Source organism: Fibrella forsythiae (assembly GCF_017353175.1).
Lineage (GTDB): Bacteria > Bacteroidota > Bacteroidia > Cytophagales > Spirosomataceae > Fibrella > Fibrella forsythiae.
Genome location: NZ_JAFMYW010000006.1, coordinates 174,916 through 200,672, shown reverse-complemented (window position 1 = coordinate 200,672; position 25,757 = coordinate 174,916). Strand labels below are relative to the sequence as shown.

Annotated in this window: 25 protein-coding genes; 6 read left to right on the top strand and 19 right to left on the bottom strand. The window is 50.4% G+C overall.

What is annotated here, in order from left to right:
* The first annotated feature begins 5 nt into the window (after positions 1–5).
* Complete coding sequence (locus J2I46_RS19615) at positions 6–2,876, top strand: PVC-type heme-binding CxxCH protein (protein WP_207330755.1); 2,871 nt, start codon at positions 6–8, stop codon at positions 2,874–2,876.
* Positions 2,877–2,900: 24 nt separating this feature from the next.
* Positions 2,901–4,172 (top strand): FG-GAP repeat domain-containing protein, encoded by a 1,272-nt coding sequence (locus tag J2I46_RS19610; RefSeq protein ID WP_207330754.1) that lies wholly within the window; start codon positions 2,901–2,903, stop codon positions 4,170–4,172.
* Positions 4,173–4,195: 23 nt separating this feature from the next.
* On the opposite strand, the gene J2I46_RS19605 is transcribed toward J2I46_RS19610, so the two are convergent.
* A complete protein-coding gene (locus J2I46_RS19605) occupies positions 4,196–4,582 on the bottom strand; it encodes a hypothetical protein (protein WP_207330753.1) in 387 nt (128 codons plus the stop codon).
* A 310-nt stretch (positions 4,583–4,892) separates the two neighbouring features.
* Here J2I46_RS19605 and J2I46_RS19600 point away from each other — a divergent pair, with 310 nt between their 5' ends.
* Entirely contained in the window at positions 4,893–5,735 is an 843-nt protein-coding gene (locus J2I46_RS19600; protein WP_310589054.1) for a sugar phosphate isomerase/epimerase family protein, read from the top strand.
* A 181-nt stretch (positions 5,736–5,916) separates the two neighbouring features.
* Positions 5,917–7,230: a Gfo/Idh/MocA family protein gene (locus tag J2I46_RS19595; protein WP_207330752.1), complete on the top strand. Its 1,314-nt coding sequence runs from the start codon at positions 5,917–5,919 to the stop codon at positions 7,228–7,230.
* Positions 7,231–7,403: 173 nt separating this feature from the next.
* Here J2I46_RS19595 and J2I46_RS19590 read toward each other — a convergent pair whose 3' ends face one another.
* The 18 genes from J2I46_RS19590 to J2I46_RS19505 form a co-directional block, all read right to left on the bottom strand.
* Positions 7,404–7,559, bottom strand: a complete 156-nt coding sequence (locus J2I46_RS19590) for a Hint domain-containing protein (protein WP_207330751.1) — start codon at positions 7,557–7,559, stop codon at positions 7,404–7,406.
* 80 nt (positions 7,560–7,639) lie between these two features.
* Positions 7,640–8,095 (bottom strand): SMI1/KNR4 family protein, encoded by a 456-nt coding sequence (locus J2I46_RS19585; protein WP_207330750.1) that lies wholly within the window; start codon positions 8,093–8,095, stop codon positions 7,640–7,642.
* Entirely contained in the window at positions 8,092–8,322 is a 231-nt protein-coding gene (locus tag J2I46_RS19580) for an HNH endonuclease (protein ID WP_207330749.1), read from the bottom strand. Before J2I46_RS19580 ends, J2I46_RS19585 begins: the two co-directional genes overlap by 4 nt.
* 147 nt (positions 8,323–8,469) lie before the next feature.
* On the bottom strand, positions 8,470–8,694 hold the full coding sequence (locus J2I46_RS19575) for a hypothetical protein (RefSeq protein WP_207330748.1): 225 nt from the start codon (positions 8,692–8,694) through the stop codon (positions 8,470–8,472).
* Between the two features lie 75 nt (positions 8,695–8,769).
* Positions 8,770–9,201, bottom strand: coding sequence for a tetratricopeptide repeat protein (locus J2I46_RS19570; RefSeq protein ID WP_207330747.1), 432 nt, complete (start codon positions 9,199–9,201; stop codon positions 8,770–8,772).
* A complete protein-coding gene (locus tag J2I46_RS19565; RefSeq protein ID WP_207330746.1) occupies positions 9,198–10,826 on the bottom strand; it encodes a polymorphic toxin-type HINT domain-containing protein in 1,629 nt (542 codons plus the stop codon). Before J2I46_RS19565 ends, J2I46_RS19570 begins: the two co-directional genes overlap by 4 nt.
* Before the next feature lie 77 nt (positions 10,827–10,903).
* Positions 10,904–11,362: a hypothetical protein gene (locus J2I46_RS19560; protein WP_207330745.1), complete on the bottom strand. Its 459-nt coding sequence runs from the start codon at positions 11,360–11,362 to the stop codon at positions 10,904–10,906.
* A 198-nt stretch (positions 11,363–11,560) separates the two neighbouring features.
* Positions 11,561–12,580: a glycoside hydrolase family 19 protein gene (locus J2I46_RS19555; protein ID WP_207330744.1), complete on the bottom strand. Its 1,020-nt coding sequence runs from the start codon at positions 12,578–12,580 to the stop codon at positions 11,561–11,563.
* Positions 12,581–12,721: 141 nt separating this feature from the next.
* Positions 12,722–13,147, bottom strand: a complete 426-nt coding sequence (gene tssD, locus J2I46_RS19550; RefSeq protein WP_207330743.1) for a type VI secretion system tube protein TssD — start codon at positions 13,145–13,147, stop codon at positions 12,722–12,724.
* A 55-nt stretch (positions 13,148–13,202) separates the two neighbouring features.
* Positions 13,203–14,930, bottom strand: a complete 1,728-nt coding sequence (locus tag J2I46_RS19545) for a type VI secretion system Vgr family protein (RefSeq protein WP_207330742.1) — start codon at positions 14,928–14,930, stop codon at positions 13,203–13,205.
* Between the two features lie 33 nt (positions 14,931–14,963).
* The gene (gene tssD, locus J2I46_RS19540; protein WP_207330741.1) at positions 14,964–15,380 is read right to left on the bottom strand and encodes a type VI secretion system tube protein TssD; all 417 of its coding nucleotides are present in this window, start codon (positions 15,378–15,380) and stop codon (positions 14,964–14,966) included.
* 182 nt (positions 15,381–15,562) lie between these two features.
* Positions 15,563–16,963, bottom strand: a complete 1,401-nt coding sequence (locus J2I46_RS19535; RefSeq protein WP_207330740.1) for a type VI secretion system contractile sheath protein TssC — start codon at positions 16,961–16,963, stop codon at positions 15,563–15,565.
* 44 nt (positions 16,964–17,007) lie between these two features.
* Positions 17,008–17,463, bottom strand: coding sequence for a type VI secretion system contractile sheath small subunit (locus J2I46_RS19530; RefSeq protein WP_207330739.1), 456 nt, complete (start codon positions 17,461–17,463; stop codon positions 17,008–17,010).
* A 311-nt stretch (positions 17,464–17,774) separates the two neighbouring features.
* Positions 17,775–18,842, bottom strand: a complete 1,068-nt coding sequence (locus tag J2I46_RS19525; RefSeq protein ID WP_207330738.1) for an acetate and sugar kinases/Hsc70/actin family protein — start codon at positions 18,840–18,842, stop codon at positions 17,775–17,777.
* A 93-nt stretch (positions 18,843–18,935) separates the two neighbouring features.
* Positions 18,936–19,967, bottom strand: coding sequence for a hypothetical protein (locus J2I46_RS19520; protein ID WP_207330737.1), 1,032 nt, complete (start codon positions 19,965–19,967; stop codon positions 18,936–18,938).
* A gap of 138 nt (positions 19,968–20,105) precedes the next feature.
* Positions 20,106–20,831 carry a hypothetical protein gene (locus J2I46_RS19515; protein WP_207330736.1) on the bottom strand — a complete coding sequence of 242 codons (726 nt, stop codon included), beginning with the start codon at positions 20,829–20,831 and terminating at the stop codon, positions 20,106–20,108.
* 169 nt (positions 20,832–21,000) lie between these two features.
* Positions 21,001–21,333, bottom strand: coding sequence for a thioredoxin (trxA, locus tag J2I46_RS19510; RefSeq protein WP_207330735.1), 333 nt, complete (start codon positions 21,331–21,333; stop codon positions 21,001–21,003).
* A 101-nt stretch (positions 21,334–21,434) separates the two neighbouring features.
* The gene (locus J2I46_RS19505; RefSeq protein WP_207330734.1) at positions 21,435–22,142 is read right to left on the bottom strand and encodes an SDR family oxidoreductase; all 708 of its coding nucleotides are present in this window, start codon (positions 22,140–22,142) and stop codon (positions 21,435–21,437) included.
* A gap of 172 nt (positions 22,143–22,314) precedes the next feature.
* Here J2I46_RS19505 and J2I46_RS19500 point away from each other — a divergent pair, with 172 nt between their 5' ends.
* Positions 22,315–23,256 carry a porin family protein gene (locus tag J2I46_RS19500; protein ID WP_207330733.1) on the top strand — a complete coding sequence of 314 codons (942 nt, stop codon included), beginning with the start codon at positions 22,315–22,317 and terminating at the stop codon, positions 23,254–23,256.
* 149 nt (positions 23,257–23,405) lie between these two features.
* The gene (locus J2I46_RS19495) at positions 23,406–25,628 is read left to right on the top strand and encodes a transglycosylase domain-containing protein (RefSeq protein WP_207330732.1); all 2,223 of its coding nucleotides are present in this window, start codon (positions 23,406–23,408) and stop codon (positions 25,626–25,628) included.
* Positions 25,629–25,757 lie beyond the last annotated feature (129 nt).

Here is a 25,757-nt window from a genome sequence, read left to right as displayed (position 1 = left end):
TTGCCATGAACAAAGTCTGTTTATTTGCGCTATGCCTCTACCTTCCTTTCCTGCTTGTCAGTTTGCACAGTATAGCGCAACCCGCTCAGCCAAAGCCTGTGCAAAACACAGAAAAGGTCGATCGCGAGTATGCACTGGAAGCCTCTATGCTGGGGTATTTTGCTAAAGACGGCTCCCGTAACCCTACGCTAAAGGCCAATAAGGGCGACCGGGTACGTATAACCATCACCGATACCGAGTTGATGACGCATGATATCGCGCTTGAAAAGCTCGGCATCAAGAGCAAGACTATTCAGGAGAAAGGAGCCAGCACCAGTATTACGTTTACCGCCGATAAAAGCGATACGTATTACTGCACCGTACCGGGACACCGCGCCGCTGGTATGGTTGGCACGTTTGAGGTAGTTGAAGGTGCCCTGACTACCGCAACAGTGGCCGGCAACGTACCTGTAAAGAACGGCAGACCGCTGAACCTGAATGTTGAGTCAGGTACGTTGGCCGACTGGACCGCTACCGGCGACGCTTTCACCAACCCGATCATCGATCAGGATCCGTCGCCGGTTCACGACAAAGACATGCACATCGGTTTCGAGGGCAGGTATTTCCTGAGTAGCGGTGGCACTATCAACTATAAACAGACAGGCACCCTAACGTCTGTTCCGTTTCCGGTAACCCAGCCGTTTGCTGCCTTCCGGGTGTCGGGTGGAGCCTTGCAGGATACCCGCGTCGAACTGGTACAGGTGAGTACCGGTACCGTTATTTTTCACAGTACAGGGCAGGGGCGTGCCACGCTTCAGCCGGTTGTGGTTGATCTTCAGCCTTACCTGAATCAGGAGATCTTCATTCGGATCATTGACAACGAAACAGGCATCTCGCAGATTCCTTATATCGCAAATGATAAAATGGCGCACATCAATTTCGATGAGTTTCTGTTTTATCCTACGCGACCAACGTTCCCCAATGAGTTGAAACAGAAGGATATCATTATTCTTCCCCCGCTCGACCCGGTGCTGCATGCGGGGCTTTCAGGGCCTGAAGCCGCCAACGTCATGACGCTGCCCACTGGCTTTAGCATTACACTGGGGGCCGCTGAACCCGACGTGGTTAAACCAATTTGCTTCACAATCGACCCCCGAGGCAGGCTTTGGGTTGTTGAAGGGCACACCTATCCGGTGCCCGCTCCGGAAGGGCAGGGGCGAGACCGCATTCTTATTCTCGAAGACACCAACGGCGATGGTACACTCGACAGCCGGAAGGTCTTCGCCGAAGGGTTAAACCTGGTTAGTGGTATCGAAGTGGGCATGGGCGGTGTGTGGCTTGGCGCGGCACCCTATTTGCTGTTTATTCCTGCCGATTTTAAAACCGATAAACCAACTGGTCCGCCCCAGAAAATGCTCGACGGTTGGGGAACTGATGATACCCACGAAGTATTAAACAGCCTGCGCTGGGGGCCCGATGGCTGGCTGTATGGTACCCACGGGGTCTTCACCCATTCCAACGTCGGCAAACCGGGTGCTCCTGATGCTGAACGGACAAAGCTCAACGCTGGTGTCTGGCGTTTTCACCCTACCACGCACCAGTTCGAACTCTTCGCCGAAGGCACCAGCAACCCCTGGGGACTCGACTTCAACGACGTTGGTCACGCGTTTGTAACGGCCTGCGTCATTCCGCATATGTACAACATGATACAGGGCGGGCGCTATTTCAGGCAGGCCGGGAAACATTTTAACCCGTATACCTACGACGACATAAAAACCCATGCCGACCATGTACATTGGGTAGGCGAACGGGGGCCTCATGCCGGCAACTTCCGGTCGGCCTCGGCAGGTGGCGGCCATGCCCATTCCGGGGCTATGATCTACCTGGGCGGCAACAGCTGGCCGAAAGAGTACCGAAACGATGTGTTCATGAACAACATCAATGGCGCTAAACTGAATCAGGACCACCCCGTACGGGCGGGCTCGGGCTATCTGGTTACGCATAAGCCCGATTTTCTGACCATGAACGACTCCTGGTCGCAGTGGCTGAATATGAAATATGACCCCAGCGGTTCGGTTTGGGCTATCGACTGGTACGATAAAAACCAGTGCCACAGCCCAAACCCGGATGTGCACAACAAAACGATGGGCCGAATTTTCAAGATTACCCATAAAAATGACACCAGGGTAAAGGTCGATCTGACCAAAGCGTCGGACATGGAACTGGTGAACTATCAATTGAACCCCAACGACTGGTACGTGCGGCAGGCCCGGACGATTTTGCAGGAGCGAGGCCCAAACAAAAAAGTACATAAAGCCCTGAAAGAGATCCTGGCTAAAAACCCTGATGCCACCCGGAAGCTGCGCGCGTTATGGGCACTACATGTAACGAAGGGGCTCACCGAGAATGAGATGGTCGATTTGCTGGCTTCTGAAAACGAGTATGTCAGAAGCTGGGCTATTCAACTGCTGGCCGAGAATAAGCGTGTATCCCCCGAAACCCTGAAGCGGTTTGCCACGCTGGCGCAGGGCGATACGTCGGCGCTGGTGCGGCTGTACCTGACCTCGGCCATGTTGCGGTTGCAGCCGGCGCAGCGATGGGACGTAATGGAGGCGCTCGTGCAGAAAACGCAGGATAAAGAGGATCACAACCTGCCGCTGATGGTGTGGTACGCATCTGAACCACTGGCGGCCATCGACATGAAACGGGCGCTTGAGATGGCTCAAAAATCAGCGATGCCGAAACAGTTGACCTATACCATTCAACGAATTGCCGCCATCGGTACCGATGATGCGAAGAAACTGCTGAAAGACCTGAACGATCAGGTGGGCAAACAGACACATTCGCACGAAAACCATGCGATTCAATCGCTGATTGCCAAAGTACTTAACGAGTAACGAGTTAGTTGAAACAGAGGTATCATGATTAAACGATTCAACACCATTAGCCGAGGCCTGATGAGTAGCCTGCTGGTTAGCTGTTTGCTGACAACGGCATCTGGTCAAACCAAAGCGCTGTTTGATGTGCGGCAGCAGCAGGCCGCAAACGCGGGAGGGAACGTAATGGCCCCGGTGAAAGCGGTTGCTCCATCGACCGACTTCAAGAAGACGACCATTACCCGCGATTTCCTGTCGGAGGGCGTTGCCGTTGCTGATCTGAATAAAGATGGCCGACCGGATATTGTAGCTGGGTATGTCTGGTTTGAAGCCCCCAACTGGACTCGCCACGAAATGGCTCCTTCGCGGGTATTCGACCCGCGAAAAGAATACAGCGACTCATTCCTGAACCTGGGAATGGACGTGAATCTGGACGGCTGGGATGATGTTGTTATCATTGATTTCCCCGGAAAACCCGCTTTCTGGTTCGAAAACCCGAAAAATAAGCCAGGCACCTGGGCCAGGCACATCATCGCCGATTCGGTGGGCATTGCCAATGAATCACCCGGTTTTATCGATATCGACGGCGATGGCCGCCTCGATATCCTGTGTGCTGATAAGGCGAAGAAGCAGATTATCTGGCTGAAAGCTCCCGTAAAACCGGGTGATACTGTCTGGCAGCGATTTGCATTGACTAAAGAGAACGTACCTGGAACTGAAATTTTCTCGCACGGCATCGGCTACGGCGACATCAACAGAGATGGCCTGAACGACGTGGTGATTCGGGATGGGTGGTTTGAAGGAACAACCGATAAAAAATCCGGCACCTGGGTGTTCCACCCCGCCAATCTGGGCGAACCCTGCTCACACATGCAGGTTCTGGATGTGAACGGCGACGGAAAGAACGATGTGGTCAGTGCGTCTGCTCATGCCCTTGGTGTTTGGTGGCATGAACAGATTAACGATGAGGCTGGTAAAATAAATTTCAGGACGCACCTGATGAGCAACACAACGGCCCAGACCCATTCATCTATCATGGCTGATCTGAACGGCGATGGACGTAAGGAGTACATCACCGGCAAACGCTTTCTGGCTCACCACGGCCGCGACCCCGGCGATAGCGACCCCGGTATATTGATGTGGTTCGGCTTCACGCCTGGTAAAGAACCGTATTATGCGGAACACATCATTGACAATGACTCCGGCGCTGGCCTCAACATCACGGTGCACGACATGAATGGCGACGGAAAAACTGACATCGTCATTGCCAATAAGAATGGCGTATTCGTATTTGAAAATAAGTTAAAGCGAAACTAATTGACTGTATATCAGTGAGTTGTTTAGAGCTGTCGCTTGGTCGTTTTTGCGCTGCCGGTTGCGAAAGTCCGTGACACGTGAATTGCGTTCTGCCGATGCCAGGCAGCGAGTTTTTCCAGTTCCTGAGGCAACCATGAATTAGAGTCCTGACGGCGTATCTGCAATTTGTCTTTGGTGAGTAAGCCTGCTTTCAGAATGATTTTTCGCTCAAATTCAGGCAGATGTTCAATGAGATCGGCCAGTGAATCCAGGCGTTTGGCCCCGCCATCCCACAGCCCCACCTGGATGGCAAAGGCGTAAATTTCTGTGGGTTTCCACAAGTCTGGATTTAATTCACGACGATATTTTGAGTTTCCGTCGAGCCCGGTAAGTCTGGCAAAATCAGCTTTCGACATGGAGTCGAAGGCCATTGATCGTAAAACAGCAGCTCGAAAATTAAAGTAGGACTGTATAATCTGGAAAACCTGTTCCATGCGATAAATGTAAAAGTCAGACCGATAAAAGCATTTACCAGAGCGTCTACAAGAACTACGCCAGCAGGTGCAAAGTGAGCGAACTTTATTGAGCCGCGTGTTCAGGGGCCGGTCAGCGATACAGCTCCGCAATACGTCGTTGCCGGGCTTCACGCACCGAAAACGCCCCCCGTTGAGTACAGTCAGGTACGTTACTGCTTTAAGTAATTGAAAGCAATGGTTAACGAATCTCAATCAACCATCATACGTGAAAAACAGCGTACTCATTGTTGCCCTGTTGCTGAGCATCTGCTCGGTTCAGGCTCAGAAAAAGGTGTTTACTCAAACGCCTGGCATGGTGTCATATACCTATCGGGCCAGCTTCGCCAGAAACATGGCTGCCACGCTCGACACTATAAAAGGGTTGGGTATTACCGATATGGAGTTTTCTAACCTCTTCGGGAAAACGGCCGCCGACATTCGTAAACTGCTCGACGAACGTAACATGACGTGCTCGTCGTTTGGCGTGGGTTACCCAGATCTACAGAACAAACTGGATGAGGTGGGCCAAAACGCGAAAACGCTGGGCGCCAGGTACGTACGGGTTGCCTGGGTGCCGCATAAAGGCCCTTTTACGCTCGACATTGCCAAGCAGACAATTACTGATTTCAACGCTTTCGGGAAAAAACTGAAAGACGACTATGGCCTCACGTTCTGCTACCATAATCATGGCTACGAGTTCGAGAAACACGACGCGGGAACGCTCATGGATTACATTATTCAGAACACCGACCCCAACTACGTCAGCTTCGAGATGGATATCCTCTGGACATTCTTCCCCGGTGCTGACCCCGCTGCGTTGCTGATGAAGTACCCTGATCGGTTCAAGCTTATGCACCTGAAAGATCTGCGTAAGGGCATTGTTGGCAACTTATCGGGCGGAACACCCGTGGAGAACGATGTGGCGTTGGGTACCGGGCAGATTAATTTGCCAGCGGTGCTCAAGGCAGCGCAAAAGTCGGGTATCAAGCATTATTATATCGAAGACGAAAGCCCCAGTGTATCGGTGCAGGTTCCGCAAAGTATCGCCTATCTGAAGAGCTTGAAATAACTGCCCACTTGTGTATATGGCTGACGAACGTACCCAGTACAATGAGTAAGGAATGTCAGCTGAAAGCTCTATGAAATTGCCGGACAATGCCCTTGGCTACCGGGCTCAACTTCGGTAACGTAGCCCGTTTCTGTAGCATTGAAATCAGTGACCTGAAGCACATAAACGCAAAAACAAACGGATGAATCGTCGGACATTCATTAAACAGTCGGCCGTTGCTACTGCCAGCACCACAATTTTGACCTTTCCCGTTTACGGGAAAAATGCGCCCAGTAACAAGGTTGTTGTCGGTATTATGGGCGTTAATAGCCGGGGCGCATACCACGCAAAATCGTTCTCCAAATTGCCGAATGTGGAGGTAGCTTACCTATGCGACGTAGAAGACAACGCCATTAAAAATGGGTTGGATGCGCTGAAGGGTGTAAGTCGGCAACCGGCTATTATCAAGGATATCCGCGAGTTGGTTGCCCGAAAAGATTTCGATGCGCTGCTCATTGCAGCGCCCGACCACTGGCATGCGCCAGCGGCATTGATGGGGGTGTCTAACGGCAAACACGTATACGTTGAGAAGCCGTGTAGCCACAACCCACACGAAAGCGAAATGCTGATCGAAGCGCGCGCCAAATATGGCAGACTAATTCAGGTGGGTAGCCAGCGCCGGTCATTCCCAACGCTGATTGAGGCCGTAAACGAAGTACGGGGAGGCATTATTGGTAATCCGTATTTTGCCAAAGCCTGGTACACTAACAACCGCAAGCCCATTGGGATAGGAAAGAAAATACCTGTGCCCGGCACACTGGATTTTAACCTGTGGCAGGGGCCCGCTCCCCGGCAGGAATACCGCGACAACCTGGTACACTATAACTGGCACTGGTTCTGGAACTGGGGTACCGGCGAAGCCTGCAACAACGGTAATCACGAACTTGACTGCTGCCGTTGGTTTATGGGCGTCGATTTCCCGTCGACAGTGACCTCGTCGGGTGGGCGATTTGCCTATAAAGATGATTGGCAAACGCCCGATACACAGGTGGCCTCTTTCGAGTTCGCGAACGGAAAGGCGATTTCCTGGGAGGGGCGAAGCTGTAATTCGTTTCCGGTTGAAGGCAGTGGCCGGGGCTTCATTATCTATGGCGACAAGGGCACGCTGGTGAACAAAGGCGGCGGCGACTACCAGATCTTCGATACGCAGAACAAACTGGTCAAAGAGATAAAACCCGGCACTAAACTGGATCCAAACAATACTGTTAGCGCAACCGGTGATCTGGAAATGACCCATTTTGCCAATTTCGTTGACAGCGTTCGGGGCAATGCTCAACTCACCGCCCCGATCGAGGAAGGCCACAAAAGTGTGTTGTTATGTCATCTGGCCAATATTGCCCAACGGACTGGCAGCACCCTGCACTGTGACGCCACAAACGGCCATATCAAAGATAATAAAGCAGCCATGCAACTGTGGAAGCGAGAGTACGAAAAAGGGTGGGGTATGGCCCTCTAACACTGCCACAGGCAGAGTTGAATTGATCGGTCAGCGTACCTGATAAATAAGTAAGTAAAAATTGAACGCTCGTCCTGGTTAAGGGCGGGCTTTCGTGCTGTTGCATTCTCCGCCAGCCATTTGTTTGTCAACGTACCTGCTCTTTGCCAGCCCTGATGCGTAAAGAATGGCGGTCAGCCGCTGAAATAGCTGCATCCATATTGCAGGGTAAGCTGGCCGATGAACTCGTCGCGGCTCCAGACCCGGTCGCCCGTTTGTAGCGCCTCGATGTTACGATAGCCCTCTTCAACGGCTACCGACGACGTACCTGTGGGGAAGCACGCCAGCATACACACCCGCGTGGAGGCTAGCTTGGTGAGCCCTTTCAGCAAGTCTCAACTTTAGTCACTTTAGGATTATGCCGATCCGCTTATGATGCAGGCTTGAACTCTTTCAAAAGGCCTAAAAACTCTTGGAAGGTTTCGGCAATGAAATAAGTGTTCTGTTCGTCAGATGACTGCTCGAAAAAGTAGCTATCATCGTAATAATATACCCCGCAATCTTCGCCATAAGGAATATAAAGGATGAATCCACCGCCAGGATCATTTCCAATTAATAAACTATGCTCAGGAATTTCATCTTGATATTTATCAAACCAGAAAAGCAGGTTCAAAACCTTATCCTGCGAGACATTATATCCGTAAAAGACATTCATCAGAATGTCTTGCTCAAGATCGTCTACATGGAATACCTGATTTAGAACTCGTCCACCATTGGATATTTTTAGAAAATCCCTGTAGTCAGATGGAAGTGCAAAACCGATTTTCTCTTCCAACTTCAGGAGTTCATCACTTGAGAGATCACCGTATGGTTTAATAGGAATCATCGCTTCTTGAGTTTAACCCCTTTTGATTTTTTGGTGCCGGATACTCCGCCCTTGTGCGTAAAATCTTTATGGATGTCAGTGGGCACTTCTTGCATTCTTTCCATATCCTGATGATGGTGCCAAGTGTTGCCATCTAATCTAGGTCCTTGCGGTGCTAACTTATCTGCATCGGTGTAATCGGTTGTATGATTTCCCTTCATGTCAGGAATCTTGACTTCCTGCCTCATGTGCGGGTCAAAGATAGGGGAACCGTCTTTGTATCTTACTTCGACGCCATCTGAACGCTTATAAACCCACTCGGCACCATTATCTGATACCTTGATGTCACCCCCTCTATCAAGCCACTTTTTGAAATCAGGGGAGTGTGAGGGCTTTCAAAATTTTTTAGCTAATTCCCTGAGCTCCCTAAGGCCTTTTGATACGCATACCTCAGCATTGTGTACCCACCACATCCACTTGCCGATGAAGTAGGTGTGGGCGTGAGCCACCTCGATGTTGTAGACCAGTTGGGGCTGGTCGAACTCAGTGCGGTGGTCGGCCTGGGTGATGGCTACCCATTGGCCGTCCGAGCGCATCACCTCCTTGATAAGGTCTAACAAACCTTATACTTACTGGCACAAAAAAAGAGCGATTATAGTCATATAATCGCTCAAGCATTTAATGGGAAGCGGACGCTATAATTGCACCTCTTTTTTTAAATAATTAAAATATTTTTTGTCCTCACCATCGAATATTTCCTCTCCTTCACCCATGTAAGCCCGCATCAATTCGTCTTTTGCTTTTACGAAGTTTCCTAGTTCAAATTGAACCTGTCCTAATCGTAAATGGATCAGTGGATTACCAATTGCGTTAGGGCAATGCATCACGTCTTGCAATGCTTGTTGTGCTTTATCAAATTCCTGGTTGAAGAAATAAGCTTCGCCAAGTGAGAAAAGAATCCAAGTGGATGCTTCCCACTCCTGATAAGGTTGAGGAACTAACTTGAACGCCTGTTGATAACAGTTGATCGCCTCTTTGTAATCGTCTACTTCAACATAATTGTCGCCCTTCTCACAGAGTTTTACTATTTCTGCGTATATGTGGTCATCTAACTGGTCGTTGCTCATTTTTTTAGAGGGGGTAAGTATTTTTCTTTGAGTTTAGCACCTCTGCTTCTATTAATACTGCTTGGTTCTAATTCATAATTAGCCGGATCTTTCATCCAATCTCGAACTTCTTTCGATTTTGGACCGTATTGACGACCTTCTCGATTCCACCAGCTAACAGCATCATCGAGATGGCCCATATCTGTTTTGCTAATGTCATACCATTTTCCATCTGGTCCTAACACCTCACGCTTTCCATTAACATCTCTAAATTTCTTCTCAACTTCCATGCGTTTAATTACATCACGGCCAGTTTTAGAGCTTTTGCTTGGAGTTTTGCCGAGATATTCAAGCCGTTTGCTTTTTACTTTACTAGGTGCACTGGATAGTAGCTGCTTTTTCTTTGCCTTAGCGGCTCGTGAAGCATTCTTCACCATCTTCGAGACGCAAACATTGGCATTGTGTACCCACCACATCCACTTGCCGATGAAGTAGGTGTGGGCGTGGGCGACCTCGATGTTGTAGACGAGTTGAGGTTGGTCGAACTCAGTGCGGTGGTCGGCCTGGGTGATGGCGACCCACTGACCGTCCGAGCGCATCACCTCCTGACCAATAACCAACGTACCGGCTTTTTGCCAGCCTTGATGAGTAAAGAAGGGGTGTTCAGCCGTAGTCTGCACCCGCTCGCCGCCCATCCGTAGGTGAATCAGGTGGTCGGTTTCACGCTCAGAGGTGTGGGTGATGGGTTGTAAGGCTAACTGGCCGGTGAACTCGTCGCGGCTCCACACCCGGTCGCCTAGTTGCAACTCCTCGATGTTGCGGTAGCCTTCTTCAACGGCGACCGACGTACCGGCGGGGAAACACGCCAGCATACACACCCGCGTGGAAGCCAGTTTGGTTAGTCCTTTCAGCAGGCCTTTCTTCATGGCCGCGCTCTTGGCCAACATGCTGGCCAGCTTTCGGGCGGCTCCTTTTGCCGCTACTTTGGCACCCGCCTTGATAAGCCCCTTGGCACCCGCCTTTGCCCCCTGCATGGCCACAGTGGCCGTGCCAAAGCTGACCACGCCCGCCGCAATACTGGCCACATCCCAGACCAGAAAACCGGCATTCAGCACCGCCCCAAACGTGTCGCCCGTCTGCATGGAGTGAACCATGTCGCGGCCGCTGCCCCAGACCGGAATCATGCCCTCAACCAGACCAGCTTCACCAACCGAGTTTTTTTCAGCTTCGGCCTCTTTGAGCACCTCCTCCGACTCCTTCTGCATCTCCTCCAGTTGCTGGGTAACTTCGGGCGGAACCGGTGTCTGGCCGGAGGTTAAAAATTCGATTTTACCTTGTCCGCTGCTGCACCGGATGCACGATCGGAAGATGAGTACCTCCTGCTTGTTCACCTGCACGGGGTACGTGTCCTGCCACATAATGGGCGCGGGTACGCAGGGGACGGGGGTACCGCCGGCCATCTGCGTTAATTTCTTGCAGATGACAAAGGAGGGTATGTTGAGATAGGGCGTTTTATCAGACGCATTACCCACCTTTAGTCCCTGTAGCCGCACATTGCGCGGAGTGGCCTGAAACGGCATGGGTACAGTGCCTTCGCTGCATTCCAGCAGGGCGCCCGTAATCACATACTCTAGTTCATCAGCCATAGGAAACAGGGGGTGTTTTCGTGAGAATAACAGCGCTTTAGTGCAGATAAAAATGTATCAGCCGTGAAAAAATATGATCAGTAGCCCATTTTTTTTAAACCAGCTTTCACTTCTTTCGCGGTTTTGTAGCTGGTAGTTTCTTTTCGCCCATCAGTGTACTCGCAGTCGCAGCCCCAAAATTTTTCGCTCAACTTCGCCAGGTACGTTGTCTGATTTTTTTTGGTATTAATAGTGTAAATATGTGTTTCGTAGAAATTGCCAGAATAGTCATGATGCCGTTGAGGATATTTAGCCAGAACGATTAATTCGTTTGTCTTGTCTTTATTTGCATTGGCATAAAAAACAGATAGAACTTCCGGAAAACCGCCATCTTCGTCAATCGGTCCGAATGGCGTATCATGGTAGCTACCCGCCTGGGTTTGTGTATAAATGTGCCCCATGATTTTACTGAAGGAAAGCGTATCTGCTTTATCGGCTGGATAGCCATACAGGGCGATGATCGTCGGGGTATTTTGAAGCAGGTTGTTTGTTTCCACGACCGGATGTGCCAGACTTGTTCCTGCTGGTTTAAGGCGCCCAACAAACTGGCTGGCTGATTCGCCCGTTTTTCGACTAATCTGCTGACAGAGTGACGGAAAACTCAGCAGGCATAGGGTTATAAGGACTACTAGTTCTCTTTTCGAAAAACCCGATTGGTGGTTCATGTACAGTACTGTTAAGCAGTTAATCGGGCGTTATTTATCATCCTGGGCTATGCCGTTTGGCAGATAGATCAGGTACGTTAGCGCCTTTTTAAATAACCGTTCACGATCAGCAAGGCCGTTAACGCCTCCATTCACTTTTTTTGTTACAGACTCAACAGAGGTGAGCCCGTCAATCGATTCTACACTTACGCGAAGCTGAAAATACCAGAGTGCGCTTTCAACGGCATAGCCGGTATCAGTGGCGATCAAGTCTGGATTTTCGGTAAAATTTACGGTGCTGCCTGCGTGTTTCTGATGATAGAAATCATCAAACGCTTTGTAATTGGTTTTGCCCGTTAGCTGGAAAACGCCACGCCCTCTGTACAGGTACCCGTCTCCACTTGTTTCTGCGCCGTTGCCCAATCGGTTTCCGTATACGTAGTTTGCCAGTGCCTGCGGATTTTTTACATAATCTTTAGGGTCTTTTTTGTGCTTACCGAAGTATTTTGGAAAAATGGTCTGCAATCGACTGGCGGTCGTGTAGTTCAAATTTTCTACGTTGGCCGCCTTGGTAAATCCACCGGTTTCATGGCCCGCCTGGGCCAGAAAGTGAGCTAATTGAATTTCGTTGGTGATGCCATACGCCTTCATGTTGGCCTGAAGCTGCCGCTGTAATTCGCTTAAAACATCTTTATTGCCACCGGGAAAAATCTGCGCTAGCTGCTCTTCGGTAATGACAACGTCATGTTGTCCCTGTGCTGGTTCCGACCCCTGACTCCCGGCCGTTTCGCGCTGGTTAGGTCCCTTTTCAGCCAAACTGCCTTCCACGGCGCTATACAGGGCAGACAGGCTATTGTCCAGCGCCAGCTCTTCATGGCGCAGATAGGTTCTGTAAGCGAGTTCGAGGGCATTGGCCTGTCTGTCTAGCTCAACCTTAACCCGGAGGCCGTCAGTGGTGCCTGCTCGCTTCCAACCGCTGGGCCCCGATTCGAACGTACCCAGCGAGTTGTCACTCATACCACTCCCGGACTGACTCGTTAGCGGATTGCCGTCGAATAATCTGCTTGGCATAGTAGTGCTGAAAGGGAAAAAATAGCGTAATCCGGTATTGGCCGTAACCCCGGTCGAGGGAGGGGGAGTGGCGGTTGTTGCATGCCAACGAAACCTATCCGTAGCCAACCAGTGAGCGTGTCGGCTACGGATAGGTACGTCTTAGGCCTTGTCGCCCCAGTTGTTGTCGTGCTCGGCGCCGGCGAAGGTGATTTTCTCGGCCGAAATGCTAAGCGTAAACGTTGCCGCCGGACGGGCCACAACGCCCTGCTCGGGGGTTTTGTTGAACCGCTCGGCGTACTTGATGCACCGACCCTTGCTGAATTCAACGGTTTTCAGCGTTGTCTGGTCCTGATCAACGAAACGGATGGTACCATCGCCTTCCGTATAGGAGTTCGCCAGCCATTCGGCCAGCGGGCCATCGGCGTCGGAAGATGTTAACTCAACGTGTACCACGCCACCCTGGGTGACGGATGATGGACGTCCTTTTGAGTCAACCGAACGGCTCAACTCATAATTGAAGCTAACGACTTCAGTGTCAGGTACGCCCATGGCGGAAAAATACGCGGCAACTGCTGATGCAGCCATAGTAGTAAGTTGTTTTAGTTGTACGATTGATTATGAAAAAGAAAGCGGAAATTCGTTATTCGTAGACGTCTACATTCGGCCCGGTGATGTCTACCTTACTGTCTGCCTTGACGTTGAACTCAGTGCCGGTTACGTCTACTTTTTTCTGCCCGTGCAGAGCCATTTCTTTATCGGCAGTAATTTTTACATTACCCTCGGCGTGCATGGTAATGTTTTCCGTTGTGTGCATGGTGATGTTCTTCGCCTCCATCTGAATCAGCCCTTTCGTGTAGATCTGAATCACCCCGTCATCTTTAAAGCTGATGTGCAGGCCAGTGTCTTTATTATTGGCGTTGGTAATAAAAAACTCCTGTTCGCCAGGCTTGTCTTTCATCACGATCTTATTGCCGCCCTTCGTCCTGATTATCTTCTGGTAGTTATTGTCGAAGAAGTAGTTGGTCGCGGGGTCTTTATGGTACAGACTGCCGGCGATCACCGGAAAATCGACGTGATTGGCCTCGTAACTGATAAGCACCTGGTCGTTTACTTCGGGAATAAACAGCGAGCCGCGTGCGCCGCCGGTGTAGGCCATAGCTACCCTAACCCAACTCGATTTAGCTTCCAGGGCGTTTGGCCAGTGAAATTTCACCTTGACCCGACCCAGTTTTTTGGGGTCGTCGTTCTTGATGACGGTCGCAATTTCGGGCAGGGCCGTTGGCGTTCGAACGAGCGAATTGCGCGGCGGCATTTCGGCCGAAAACGGAACAGCTTCGAACCGGTTACCATAATTACCGACCTCATCAACGAAATGGATCATGCCGATGATGCGGTATTTACCCACGCTCTCCTGTTTGTATTTGCCCGGTGCAGTCAGCTTCTGGGTCGTTACATCGACAATGATGCCGATGGTCAGGTTGGGGTTTTCGCCCGCTCCTTCAAACGTGATCAGATCGGTAGCATTACTGATGTTGGTTGCCTCTACGGCTTCGTCCAGCTCACTCTTTGTCTGTACATCGCGCAGGGGCCAGCGAAGAGAGGTGCGGCTGAACAGCGACGCTGATTTAGCGTAAGCGAAATTGCCAAATACGCCTATACCATTAACCGGCTTGCCGTTGCTCCGGTAGTCTTCGTCTTTCTGGTAATTGTAATGGTACATCTGAAACTGGTTAGGTTTCAGCGAAACCGACATATTGAAATGCTGAATCCCATCAATTAAAAACGGAACCGTCTGGTTTTCAGGGCGTCCAAGAATTAGCTTAGTGCCGTCATAGTAGCACCACTGACTGTACTCACGGCAGAGGCGGGTCACGAACTCCCAGTTCGATTCGTCATACTGCGCCTTGTAATCGATCAGGCTCGTGTAAGTCAGATCAACGTTTCTGGGCAGCGATGACCCCGGATAATCTTTTAAAACCGCGTTCATGATCATGGGAAGCGGCGTTTCTACCCAGGCCCGGCGCTGATGACCATCTTCCATAAGGTAAGTAGGGCTATGCCCCTTTATCAGAAAGGAATTGATCATGTCGGTATTGTTCACGATGGTTAACTCGGTAACAATGCCGGAAAACTTGAAATCAGCGCTGACGTTTTTATAGAGGGGCTTGAACGAAATCGTGGCCACTTCGCCCACCATAGCCGTGTGCGACTGCTTGAAGAAAAAATCGTTCTTGTCTTCAAGTACCTCAAAAGGCACAGCTATTTCGAACGTGTGGTGCGTAAACAGCGACTGATTGATCTGGAGGTGTGTGAAGTGTTCCAGCTTTTTACCGCCAATCACTATATCTGCTTTAACCTGCTGAGCCATGAATGCATCTGTTTTGTAAGAGAAAAGCGATCGTTAAGCCCCCATTTTCCAATCCATCCACATATTATCGTGCACATTACCGTCAATGATGATCTGACGGGCCGTCATTCCCAGCTGAATGGAGTAGGCCGCTGTGGCATCGCCAACCCTGAACGATTCATGATACTGCACACAGTAGGCATCTTTAAATTCAACCCGCTGTAACGTACCTCCCTTCTGATCGCGGTAAACGATCCAGCCATTCTTCAGGGCCAGTGGGTCAGACGCCCAGTTCGTTAACACGCCCCGGTCGTTGCCAAGAATAGAGACCTGCACCAGGCCGCTCCGCACCCCCGCCGATGCCCGTCCCTTCCGGTCTGTCGACTGGTTGAAGTTGATCGAACTATCAATTAACGTGAGCGGATTTTCGAGACCATCGACAGAAAACTCGGAGCGAAAGGAAGAGGCCATAGTCAGAAAAGCGTGGAATGATAATTGATAAAACCTATAGATTTACATACTATTAGACCTATAGACGTCAACTGCCAGAACTGTAGCGGTTACGAGTTAGCCGCCGCCTAACTCAAGCCGGTTGGTTCACGGGCGACACCCCCAACCGTTTAATGGAGCCTCGCCCGTAAAGCCAGGTCAGTTTATCGAACTTCTGCTTTAAAGTCGTTTCGGCGGCCGGTGTCTTCATTCCTGCCTTTCTCGCCGGTCAGGTTGATAATGAACGTCTTGGCCGGAAAAAACGGCGTGATGTTCAGGTCAACAATGATGCGGTCTGGCTGGATGGGGTCTTGCCGAAACTTAGGCGGATCAAATTTGTCGATGATCTTTCCGGGGCCTTTGATTCGGTCCAGAAACGAGACGATCTCGTCGGTAAGTTGTTTCTCTACCTTGCCGCTCCAGTTTTCCATCGCCCGTTTGTTGAGGAAGTTCATCATCACCTTCATCAGCCAGTCGAATACCCGAACTACGGAATAGGTTTTCAGGCCAACGTTGTTGCCTGCAAAAAGCGTTTTTCCCGAAAACGGGATAATACGGGCAAACTCTTTGGTCATCGGAATAAGCCCAAGACCCTCCAGTTCGCCAACCTCTGTCTTAAGCAGGTTCATTCGTACGCCATCTACTTCTTCAAGCGCACCGAACTGCAACCCTGCCGATACCTGGGAGATCAGATTCTGGTGGATTTTCCCCGCTAATGCTGTTGAAGGCTCGATATACAGGTCTTCCTCTTCGCCGTATTCATCGTACTTGCCCCGGCCAACCAGGTGGTTTACCGTCATCATCACGTTGGCAAATCTGGGTACGTCCTGCGAGAGTTTCTCGCGCTGAAATTCCTTGATCGTGTCTTTCAGCCCGCCCATGTTACGGTAGTCGGTGATGAGCATCAGCTTATGGTCACTGGCTATCTTGGCCCAGGCATCCACCACCGTTTTTTTACCGAGGTAACCCGGGATGATCAGCAGTGAGTAGCTCTCCTGCAGGTCGAACCGGTTATAGACCTGGTGAATTTCGTTCTTTACGAACTCGATGGTTTCGTTGTTGTACACGTTGGCTGGATCGAGCTGACTCAGACCGGCGTTTACAAAAACGATATTGCGCACTTTGAATCCGCTCTGATTGGCATTGGCAAAGTAGAGTGCCACACCCCGGTAGGTTGCTTCCAGTTCGCGACTGGCATCGAGTACGTCCTTCACATTCTGTTTGTGAAGTTCTTCGGTTGCTTCGAGCTTTTGCTGGGTCTGCTCGGCTAGTTCGGCCACACTACCTTCTGTAGACAGCATTTCTTTCCACAGTTCGAGGCGTTTAAGCAGGGCTTCACGGTCGCGGCGACGGTCGCTTTCTTTCAGAAAGATTTCGCGCTTGGCCCGCCGTTCCGGATTCAGGCTGTCGGCCCCTTCAATGGTGGTTTCGAGGAGTTTATAGCCTCCGAACTTAAGCTGCTGAAGTTCAGCAATATTCTGAGAAAACGATCGGCCGGCGGCAAGTTCACGCTCCTGCGTGCCGGTTTGTTGATTGATAGTCTGGTTTTTTTGCTGTTCAGCCATGGCAAACGTGGATTAGATAGGTATGGATTTCACCAAAGCAGGAGCTAGCTAGCCTGCTCTATTTCGTCGATCATCTGCTGAATCATGGCCAGCATGGTTTGTTTTGCCTGAGGGTTCTGAATAGCGTGCTGCAGCATTTTGTTGGAGCGCAGTTGGTAGTTGATCCGCTGCAGATCTCGCATCTGGTCGTTCAGCTCTGTCAGGTAAGGACTTTGATCAACAATACCCTCTGGGGTAAAGTCGCCCAGGCGGCCAAATTTAAACGTCTCGGCCATCGGTTCACCTTGTTGGCTACTCAACATAACGGTGACCTCCGGCTTATAATGATCCATCACGTCATCAACCGATTCCATGTCGGGAACGGCTTCCGCCTCCATCGGCAACTCATCAGTGAACTTGCCGATATACAGCGTCTTGTTCATGCTGATAGGCGAGAGGCTTGGGGGAATCTCGCGCAAGCCGGGCCAGGCACCGGGCATTGTGTTGTCAAATTGGTTCATCAAATTTCTATTTAATTAGGCTAGCCGATAGGACTTAGCTACTAAGCTACTGAAACAGTGCTTTTATGCCAACTGTTTTTCTGAATCGCCAGAATTAATAAGTGATCTTTTCGTAAGCGGTTGCTCCCCATCTGTCGACTATACTCTCTGGGTAACGCAATTTGATAGTATATCTGATATGTATAATAAATAGAAAATAGTATCCATTTAGCAAACGGTAAACGTTGAACATTACTAACCGCTCAAACAAAAAGGGCTTCCAACTACACGTGTTTGTGTGGTCAGAAGCCCCTGAATCGAGTAGGCGTTGCTTATTTCAGCGATAGCAGATAACCGATGGTGAAGTTGGCATCCCAGTCGAAAACAAACTGTTGTGTACCTGTAGCGTCGGCAACAGCTTTATAAATAGTCAGACCAGCTTTCTGTTTCGCGTTTTCGCCAGTATAGCCCGCAGGCATCTTCAGCACGGTGTATCGCTCTTTCCCTTTACGTACCTGTTTGGCCAGTTCAGACGGAACACCACCAATGATGAAACAGGTTTTGCGCAGATCAGCCGGCACCTGTTTGGCTTTAGCCTTCACGTCGTCATACACCTTATCGTCGGTATCGCCATTCTGAAAATACTTTGCTCCATAGGTCTCTAGCGCGCTTACATTGCTTCCTGTTCTCCATGAAATTTTGGTATTACCCGAGCCAATGTCAACCACAAAGGCATTATCATCGAATTCAGCAGGGAGTGCAGCCCGGAGTGCCAGCTTACCTTCCTGTTCGGGCGTTACGGTATTCACTACGTAGTTGAGGGCTTTCAGGTTCTTGATGATTTTCTGGGTGGTTTCTGCTTTTAGGGCGCCCGAACTAATCACAAACTGGATCTCACGGCCATTCACGCCGAAGTTGAGCATATTGGCAATGTATTGCTTCAGGCCCGCCCGGATATCAAGATCGGTTGCCATATTTTCAAGCACCAGGCTATTGCCAAATTCGAATTTCTCCAGCTTCCATCGTTTCTGATCGTCGATTCTGACAATGAACGAGTTAAAGCCGCTGGCTCCCAATTCAACAACGCCTTTCAGTTTGCCGCCCTGGGGTTCAGGAGCCTGATAATTGAAAGCAGCCTGCGACCCGCCGTCGCTACTGGCCTCTGAGCTAGCTGTTGATTCGCCAGCGTTAACATCAACACCACCAGTGCCTTGTGCAGCCTCCGTTGCTTCCTGACCCGGTGGGAGCGTAGGCGATGTGGTATCAGTTTGTTCGGTTTTGTTGCCCGCTCTGAATTTTTGAATCAGGTCAATACCGGCCACGTATTTCAGGCCAAAATAAATGAGGGCTAAGATCAGGGCCGTAATCAGAAGCCGACCCGCAGTGGTTAATCGTTGCATGTGGGGAGAGAGATGGTTATTGGGTGAATAGGGAATTGGTTGGTTGGTTAAGCGCCGATGACTGATTAACCAATCAACCAGTTACCCGTGTAATTAATCGAGCAGGCTACGGTAGCCTTCGTCTTTGGGCGGATTAATAACCCGTGCTTCTACAGGACGATCAGCAGCCGGTGCATTTAGCTGAACAAGTGAGAATTCGCCTTTGTTGTATGCTTCCAGTAAGGTTTGCCCTTTATCAGAGAGCATGCCGTTCTGAATATCAACCCCGTTGATAAAGTCCATCGACAGGTCCATCGCCCGTTTCATCTCGCCAAGCTTCTTGCTCATATCGTCCTGGATATACTCCATCGATTCGTCGAAGTAAAACTTCTTGTCGGGATTTCCTTTGAAGATGCTAACCGCCGTCTTGAGCGCATTTGAGCTTTCTTTAACGATCTGATATTCAGTTTCTTTCAACTTTACCTTGATGTCGGTTTCCTTGATCAGGTAATCGGCCGATTTATTGACTTTCTCCATGAATTCGAGCACAAGTTTCATATTCCGTTGCAGCGGAAATAACTTCTCGTTCATTTCCTGGAGACCAGCGCCTTCCATAGTTGCCAGGGTAGCAGCCTCTTTCATGCCTGGTTTGGTGGCGGCCAGCTCGTTGGCTTTGTTGGCTTCGGCAAACTTCTGTTTAATCGAGTCGTTGTTCTCGTTTATCTTCTTGTTGAGTTTCACCAGTTGCCCGGCCAGGGTATCAATCTGCCCCTGCATTTTCTCGCGTTTTTCGCGTAGGTCCTGCACGTAGATTTTCATGATGGCGATCGGGTCCAGTTGAATAATGGTGCCCGTAATCTTGCGCATCAGCGTTTTGTAGAGGAAAAATACGGCAGTACGCACATCCCGGCTGGTAAACAGGAAGACGAGCAGGGCCAGTGCACCCAGCAGAAATGCCAGATACAGCGTATTCTCGGTAGCACGAATCAGGAATTCCAGGATTCGGTTGAAATAAACGAGGCCAACGGCCCCCAGTGCACCCAGCAGAAGCATACCGGTGATGCCTTCCGGGCGGCTCCAGAACGACCCTTTGCTGCCGTCGCTGGCATTACCACCCGCTAGTTGTGAAAAATCAGGAGAAGCCATAATTAAGAAGTTGAAAGTGTTTTTGTGTTTACAGGTTGCGGTTACTTTGCTTTTGCCCCGTTGGTTGTCTTCGGCGGGGTAAATTCTGAATAGCAGCACAACTGCAAACAGAAAACCGGTCCGCCGGTGCGGGTAAACTTATTTCAGGTATGTTGCAATCTTCGAGACGTCGGCCTTGATCTGGTCGGTGAAGGTAGCGTAGGTAGCTTCGAAGTTGGCTCTGTTCTGGCTGATCTTCGAGCTTTGTTCAGCCACTTCACCCGTGATTTTTGTCAAGCGGTCTGTATTGGCTGTAACGCGTTGCTGTAGCTCGGTGATCTGTTTGGCAATTGATTCATTATCGGCCTGGAGTTTCTGCTGCTCTTCCTGAAGACCACCAACGCGCTCTTTCATGGCGGCATCCACACTTTTCAGAAAGGCATCGCGGTCAGTACTCAGGGCAGTCAGATACTGATTGGCTGCTGTAGCCAGCACGCTGGGGTCGCCGGTAGCGGCCATAGCCTTGAAGCTGGCCCAGGCTGCCTGAAACTGTTTGTCTTCGGGCAGCCCCAGGTTGCTCAGGTTCTTTAAAATCTCGCGGAACTCGAAGTAGTCAGGCCCCTGCAGATTGGCTTTACTTAGCACACCAGCAAAATGATCAACAAATTTGGTGTCTACCGAGCCAATGGGTGAACTCGCCAGCGGGCCAGAACCGGCACCTGATTGAGCGGGTGTCGACGCCTGGCCAGCTGAAACGGGTTGTGTAACCCGGCTGGGCGTGGGTTGAGCAGCAGGTACGTTCGCAGAAGCGGGGTCTTCTTTGATGAAGAACCCCAGTAGCTTATCTCCGAAACTTCTGTCAGCATTCTGTGCGAAATCGGCCATAGTTGGTTAGTCGTGGTTGACGAGGCAATACTACAATCTTGTCTGAAACCTACAACGGGTATTACGGATAAACGGTTACGGGACTGGCCTAATGTACCCCAGACTTGACCAATAAAAAAAGCCAACCCGATGGGCTGGCTTTTGGGCAATTCATACTGACTCGGGCGGGCTACACCAACTGAGCCTGCAATTTTTGCTCGAGTACCGATTTGGGTACCGCGCCAATTACCTTATCGACCATCTGGCCGTTCTTGAATACCATCAGTGTAGGAATGCTACGAATGCCAAACTGCATGGGTACCTGCGCGTTTTGATCGACGTCCATTTTAGCGATTACCGCTTTGCCGTCATATTCATTAGCGAGCTGCTCTACAACGGGCCCGATCATCTTACAGGGTCCACACCATTCGGCCCAAAAATCGACCAGTACGGGGATGTCTGAATTGATAAGGTCGCTGAAGTTAGCGTCAGTAGCTTCGATAGCCTTTGATCCTGCTGCCATGATTATACGTTAGTTTATTGCGTTCTACTTTGTTTCAATGCCATAAACCCGCCCTGTAGTCTTTAGTTCCCCCGACCCATTGAGCGGTCATACAGACTGCTCTACCAGCCAATAGCTTCTTTGTCACGCCAGAATTTACCGGTTTCGGTTACGGGTGCCTCGGCCGCGAGCCAGACAATCGTTTCGGCTCCTTTGTCAACCGGGCGGCTGGCTCCGGCTCCGCCCATGTCGGTACGGACCCAGCCGGGGCTAACCGCGTTGACCGCCATATGGGGCAGCGCCGCCGCAAACTGCCGGGTTACGGCATTCAGGGCTGCTTTTGAAATACTGTAAGCTGGCGCATAAGTCTGCATCGTGCTCAACGTCGACACGTCGCTCGATACGTTTATGATCCGGGCACCAGCCGGGCTTTTTTGCAGATAGGGCAGAAAGTCCTGGGTAACCATGATGGTTCCCTGCACGTTGGTCGCCAGCGTTCGGTCGAGCAATTCAGGATTTAATTTTAGGATGGTCTCGCCGTGATCTTCCAGAATAGCTGCATTATTAATGAGCACATCCAGATGATCCGCTTTCTGCGAGAACGTACCTGCGGCCTGTTTAATACTGACCGGATCAACAACGTCAAGTTGAATAAATGTGGCCTCATACCCTTCATCGCAAAGCGACTGGGCGGCGGCTCGCCCTTTGGCCATATCGCGTGATCCAACAAATACAGCGAAACCACGTTTAGCCAATTGACGGGCTATTTCGAAACCAATGCCTTTATTTGCGCCCGTAATCAGGGCTGTTTTGGGGTGTTGTGTTGTCATGATATACTACCGGAAGCTAACGGTAAAAGCAGAAAATAGCATCTTTGTTTCAAAAGAGAGCCTGTATGCTGCCAGTCGTATACTCTAACAGCCGTTACATCAAATGAAGTAGTAAGTCACTTAATAAGGAGTCAACTTTGTTCAACCTTTCATCATTTAACCACATCGTTCTATGAGGTCATTACTCACCTTCCTCTGCATCTGCCTTTGCTTATCTGTGGCTACCGCTCAGACCAAGAAAAAGACGACTACTGCTAAGAAAGCCACTACGACTACGAAAACGTCGACTACCACGGCCGTGAAAAAGCCGGTAGTTACAAAACCCCGGCCTGCAACAGTAGCAGCAGTAGCCACAGAACCGGCACCCTCTACGCTGACTTTCCCGAGCACTGAGCCCGAAAACGCAGCTACCCTGGATGCGGTTAAGAAACAGCAGATGTATGACGAACTGCACGGTGTGAAAAACCAGCCAAATACGCCTAATACAGGTAAGAAAGGGCAGGGATCAACTCGTAATGGTGGCAGCATGACGGGCGGATTCCCCACTGGCACAGAAACTAAACAGGCTGACAGCGAGGCACGTACCTACATTGGCGTACGCGTTGGAGGCAACTACAGTACGTACCTGGAACGGTTAGTTATTCCGACCGGGACGGGTGGTACCATTGATGTGACGCCCGATCCGCTCTATGGCTTTCATGCAGGCATAGTCTTTCAGTTTGGTCGGGGAGGCATTGCGTTCCAGCCAGAAATCAACTTCAATCAGGATTACCTGAAGAGTACGACTGGCACCATATCAGCCAGTTCGCTGGTTGTGCCGTTACTAGCGAAGTTTCAGTTTGGTCAGCAGGGCAACACCCGTTTCTTCGTAAACGTCGGGCCATACGGTACCTATGCGTTGGAATCGGGTAGTACAGAGACGGTCATTCGCTACGGCGGTGCACTTGGGCTGGGAGTAGGTATTCCGGCCGGGCCCGGTAAAATCACCGTTGAAGCACGGGGCTATTACCCCCTTGGCGACTCGAAAGGCACGTATGATTTTGCTAATATCCCCGGTAAACCAATCACTGGTCAGGTTTCTCTGGGCTATTTATTCCCACTTGGAAGCCGATAAATAAGTAAGGCACGATAGATTTGTAGCTCAGAACGGGTGGCACACGCTACCCGTTCTGTTGTTTACACACTATTCAGACAACAATGCCGACGGGGTGGGTAGCGTTCACCTGATGAAATCCGTACTTTTGCGGCACTATTCGCAACGAAATGCCAATTAACAAACGCAATGTCCTGCGCTATACCGCCTGGACTGTGCTAACTCTACTGGTGCTGGGCATCGCCGGAGCCGTTTACGCCTACACACAGCGGGAACGTCTGCTTACTATTGCCATTGAACGGGCCGTGAAAAAAGCAAAGCGAGATTATGACCTGACGGTGCATATCGGTTCCGCTACATTTACAGGCTTTAGCTCGTTATCCGTTACCGACGTTTCAGTAGTGCCTGTCAACCGCGACAGTCTGGCTCGTGTAGACCATATTCAGGTAGGCGTCCGCTTGTGGCCGCTGCTGGTTGGTACGGTGGCCTTGTCAGAGTTGTCGGTTGAAAACGGTTTTCTTCAGGTTGTTAAGCGTGACTCCTTAACGAACCTGGATACGATCCTGAAGCGGAAAAAAGATTCAACCGCTGTTAGTAAGCCACGTACCCGTACCGATTTGGCCGACGTAGCTGAGAATCTGATCAACAACCTGCTGACAAAGATTCCGGATGATCTGAATGTCCGGAATTTTGATTTTCGGGTTATCGACGACGAAAAACAGTTGAATCTGCTGGCATCTGAAGCACGCATTGATAACGGCGATGTGACTTCAACGTTTCTGCTAAACCAGAATGAAGCGATCTGGCATATCACCGGCACGGCCTCGCCGTCTGATAAAGAGTATGATGTGAATCTGTATGCGGTGGGTAAGCCACTGGAAATCAAATACCTGGAACAGCGATTTAAACTGAAAGCTCAGGCCGATACGGTTCATGCCGAACTTCGTGACGTAGATCGGTCGGGCGGCGAGTTCAGGCTGGAAGGAGCGGGTTCAATTCGTAACCTGCGGTTGAATCACCCGGCTCTTTCACCTAATGATGTGCTGGTACGGCGGGCGGCGGTAGATGCCAACCTGTTTGTAGGTGAAAATTATGTGGGCGTCGATAGCAGTTCAACGCTTTATCTCGGCGAAGTGGCTGCCCATCCGTTTCTTAAATATACCCTTCCGGATACAGAAGCAGGCACTGGTAAGGTGGTAGAAGCGCAACTTCATACCGACGATCTTGACGCTCAGGCCCTGTTTAATTCATTCCCTCAAGGCCTGTTCGCTTCGCTCGACGGCATGAAAGTGAAGGGAAAACTTCGGTATGACCTGATCTTTAAGTTTGACACGGCACTGCCCGATTCGGTTAAGTTTGACTCCGGTCTGACTCCCGACGGCTTTGCTATCACGCAGATGGGCCGGACCGATTTCCGCCGAATCAACCAGCCGTTCATTTACACCCCTTACGAAAAAGATAAACCTGTTCGGGATATATTGGTAGGCGCAGAGAACCCGGACTTTACGCCCCTCAACTACATTGCACCTGATCTGAAGAATGCGGTGCTCACCTCGGAAGATTACAATTTTTTCACGCATAAAGGCTTTAATGAAAAGGCGTTTCGTGTATCGATCGCCACGAATTACAAAGCCGGGTCCTTTAAGCGCGGGGCAAGTACGTTATCAATGCAATTGGTGAAGAACGTATTCCTGAACCGTAACAAAACATTATCGCGAAAGGTCGAGGAAATCCTGATCGTTTGGTTGATGGAGAACGAACGCCTCGTCTCGAAAGAGCGGATGTTCGAGGTGTATCTGAACATTATCGAGTGGGGGAAAAACATTTACGGCATTAGTGAAGCCGCCCGCTACTATTTCGACAAAACACCTGCCGAACTCAATCTGGGGGAAAGTATTTTCCTGGCTTTCGTTATTCCAAGCCCCAAGAAAGCGCTGAACCATTTTCAACCAGATGGCTCACTCCAGGTGCGTAACGTACGGGGCTACTTTAAAATAATTGGTCGAATTATGGCCAAACGCGGTCTTACTCAGCCTGATAGTGGCGCGTATGGCTTCTATGATGTGCGGTTACGCGAAAGCCTTCGCCAACAGGTAATGCCGCAGGATTACTACGAGTCGGATAGCCTGAACACCGACCAGACAGACGAAGGCGGCGGTATGGATGATCTGTTTGATCGCCTGCTAAACGGCAAACCAGACGATGACCAGAAACCTGCTGCCCAGCAACCCGTTGAGGAAGCGCCGGCTGTACGCCCCACCCGCCCCACCGACGAACCCGTAGTTACCGATACGGTTAAGACTAGAAAACAACTGCGGCAGGAGCGACGTGAACAGAAACGGCGCGAAAAGGAGGAGAAAAAAAGGCAGGAGCAGGAAACGGATGGCAGGTAGTTTTGCTGGTTTCTACTGTTTTGTACTCGCGTCTGACAAGCCTTATCAAGAAATGGTCTGGGCTGAACAGTAACAAACGAACATATTTTCTGTACGGACGCCAACTTTAAATAATTATATTTGTTGTCT

Coding starts and splice junctions, on each gene's coding strand:
- J2I46_RS19555 (WP_207330744.1), bottom strand. CDS start 12,580: ATGCCAAGCAGATTATTCGACGGCAATCCGCTAACGAGTCAGTCCGGG.
- J2I46_RS19515 (WP_207330736.1), bottom strand. CDS start 20,831: ATGGCCGATTTCGCACAGAATGCTGACAGAAGTTTCGGAGATAAGCTA.
- J2I46_RS19545 (WP_207330742.1), bottom strand. CDS start 14,930: ATGGCTCAGCAGGTTAAAGCAGATATAGTGATTGGCGGTAAAAAGCTG.
- J2I46_RS19565 (WP_207330746.1), bottom strand. CDS start 10,826: ATGGCTGATGAACTAGAGTATGTGATTACGGGCGCCCTGCTGGAATGC.
- J2I46_RS19590 (WP_207330751.1), bottom strand. CDS start 7,559: ATGCTGGCGTGCTTCCCCACAGGTACGTCGTCGGTAGCCGTTGAAGAG.
- J2I46_RS19585 (WP_207330750.1), bottom strand. CDS start 8,095: ATGATTCCTATTAAACCATACGGTGATCTCTCAAGTGATGAACTCCTG.
- J2I46_RS19530 (WP_207330739.1), bottom strand. CDS start 17,463: ATGAACCAATTTGACAACACAATGCCCGGTGCCTGGCCCGGCTTGCGC.
- J2I46_RS19525 (WP_207330738.1), bottom strand. CDS start 18,842: ATGCAACGATTAACCACTGCGGGTCGGCTTCTGATTACGGCCCTGATC.
- J2I46_RS19580 (WP_207330749.1), bottom strand. CDS start 8,322: ATGAGGCAGGAAGTCAAGATTCCTGACATGAAGGGAAATCATACAACC.
- J2I46_RS19535 (WP_207330740.1), bottom strand. CDS start 16,963: ATGGCTGAACAGCAAAAAAACCAGACTATCAATCAACAAACCGGCACG.
- J2I46_RS19610 (WP_207330754.1), top strand. CDS start 2,901: ATGATTAAACGATTCAACACCATTAGCCGAGGCCTGATGAGTAGCCTG.
- J2I46_RS19505 (WP_207330734.1), bottom strand. CDS start 22,142: ATGACAACACAACACCCCAAAACAGCCCTGATTACGGGCGCAAATAAA.
- tssD (WP_207330743.1), bottom strand. CDS start 13,147: ATGGCTGCATCAGCAGTTGCCGCGTATTTTTCCGCCATGGGCGTACCT.
- J2I46_RS19615 (WP_207330755.1), top strand. CDS start 6: ATGAACAAAGTCTGTTTATTTGCGCTATGCCTCTACCTTCCTTTCCTG.
- J2I46_RS19500 (WP_207330733.1), top strand. CDS start 22,315: ATGAGGTCATTACTCACCTTCCTCTGCATCTGCCTTTGCTTATCTGTG.
- trxA (WP_207330735.1), bottom strand. CDS start 21,333: ATGGCAGCAGGATCAAAGGCTATCGAAGCTACTGACGCTAACTTCAGC.
- tssD (WP_207330741.1), bottom strand. CDS start 15,380: ATGGCCTCTTCCTTTCGCTCCGAGTTTTCTGTCGATGGTCTCGAAAAT.
- J2I46_RS19570 (WP_207330747.1), bottom strand. CDS start 9,201: ATGAGCAACGACCAGTTAGATGACCACATATACGCAGAAATAGTAAAA.
- J2I46_RS19595 (WP_207330752.1), top strand. CDS start 5,917: ATGAATCGTCGGACATTCATTAAACAGTCGGCCGTTGCTACTGCCAGC.
- J2I46_RS19495 (WP_207330732.1), top strand. CDS start 23,406: ATGCCAATTAACAAACGCAATGTCCTGCGCTATACCGCCTGGACTGTG.
- J2I46_RS19520 (WP_207330737.1), bottom strand. CDS start 19,967: ATGGCTTCTCCTGATTTTTCACAACTAGCGGGTGGTAATGCCAGCGAC.
- J2I46_RS19605 (WP_207330753.1), bottom strand. CDS start 4,582: ATGGCCTTCGACTCCATGTCGAAAGCTGATTTTGCCAGACTTACCGGG.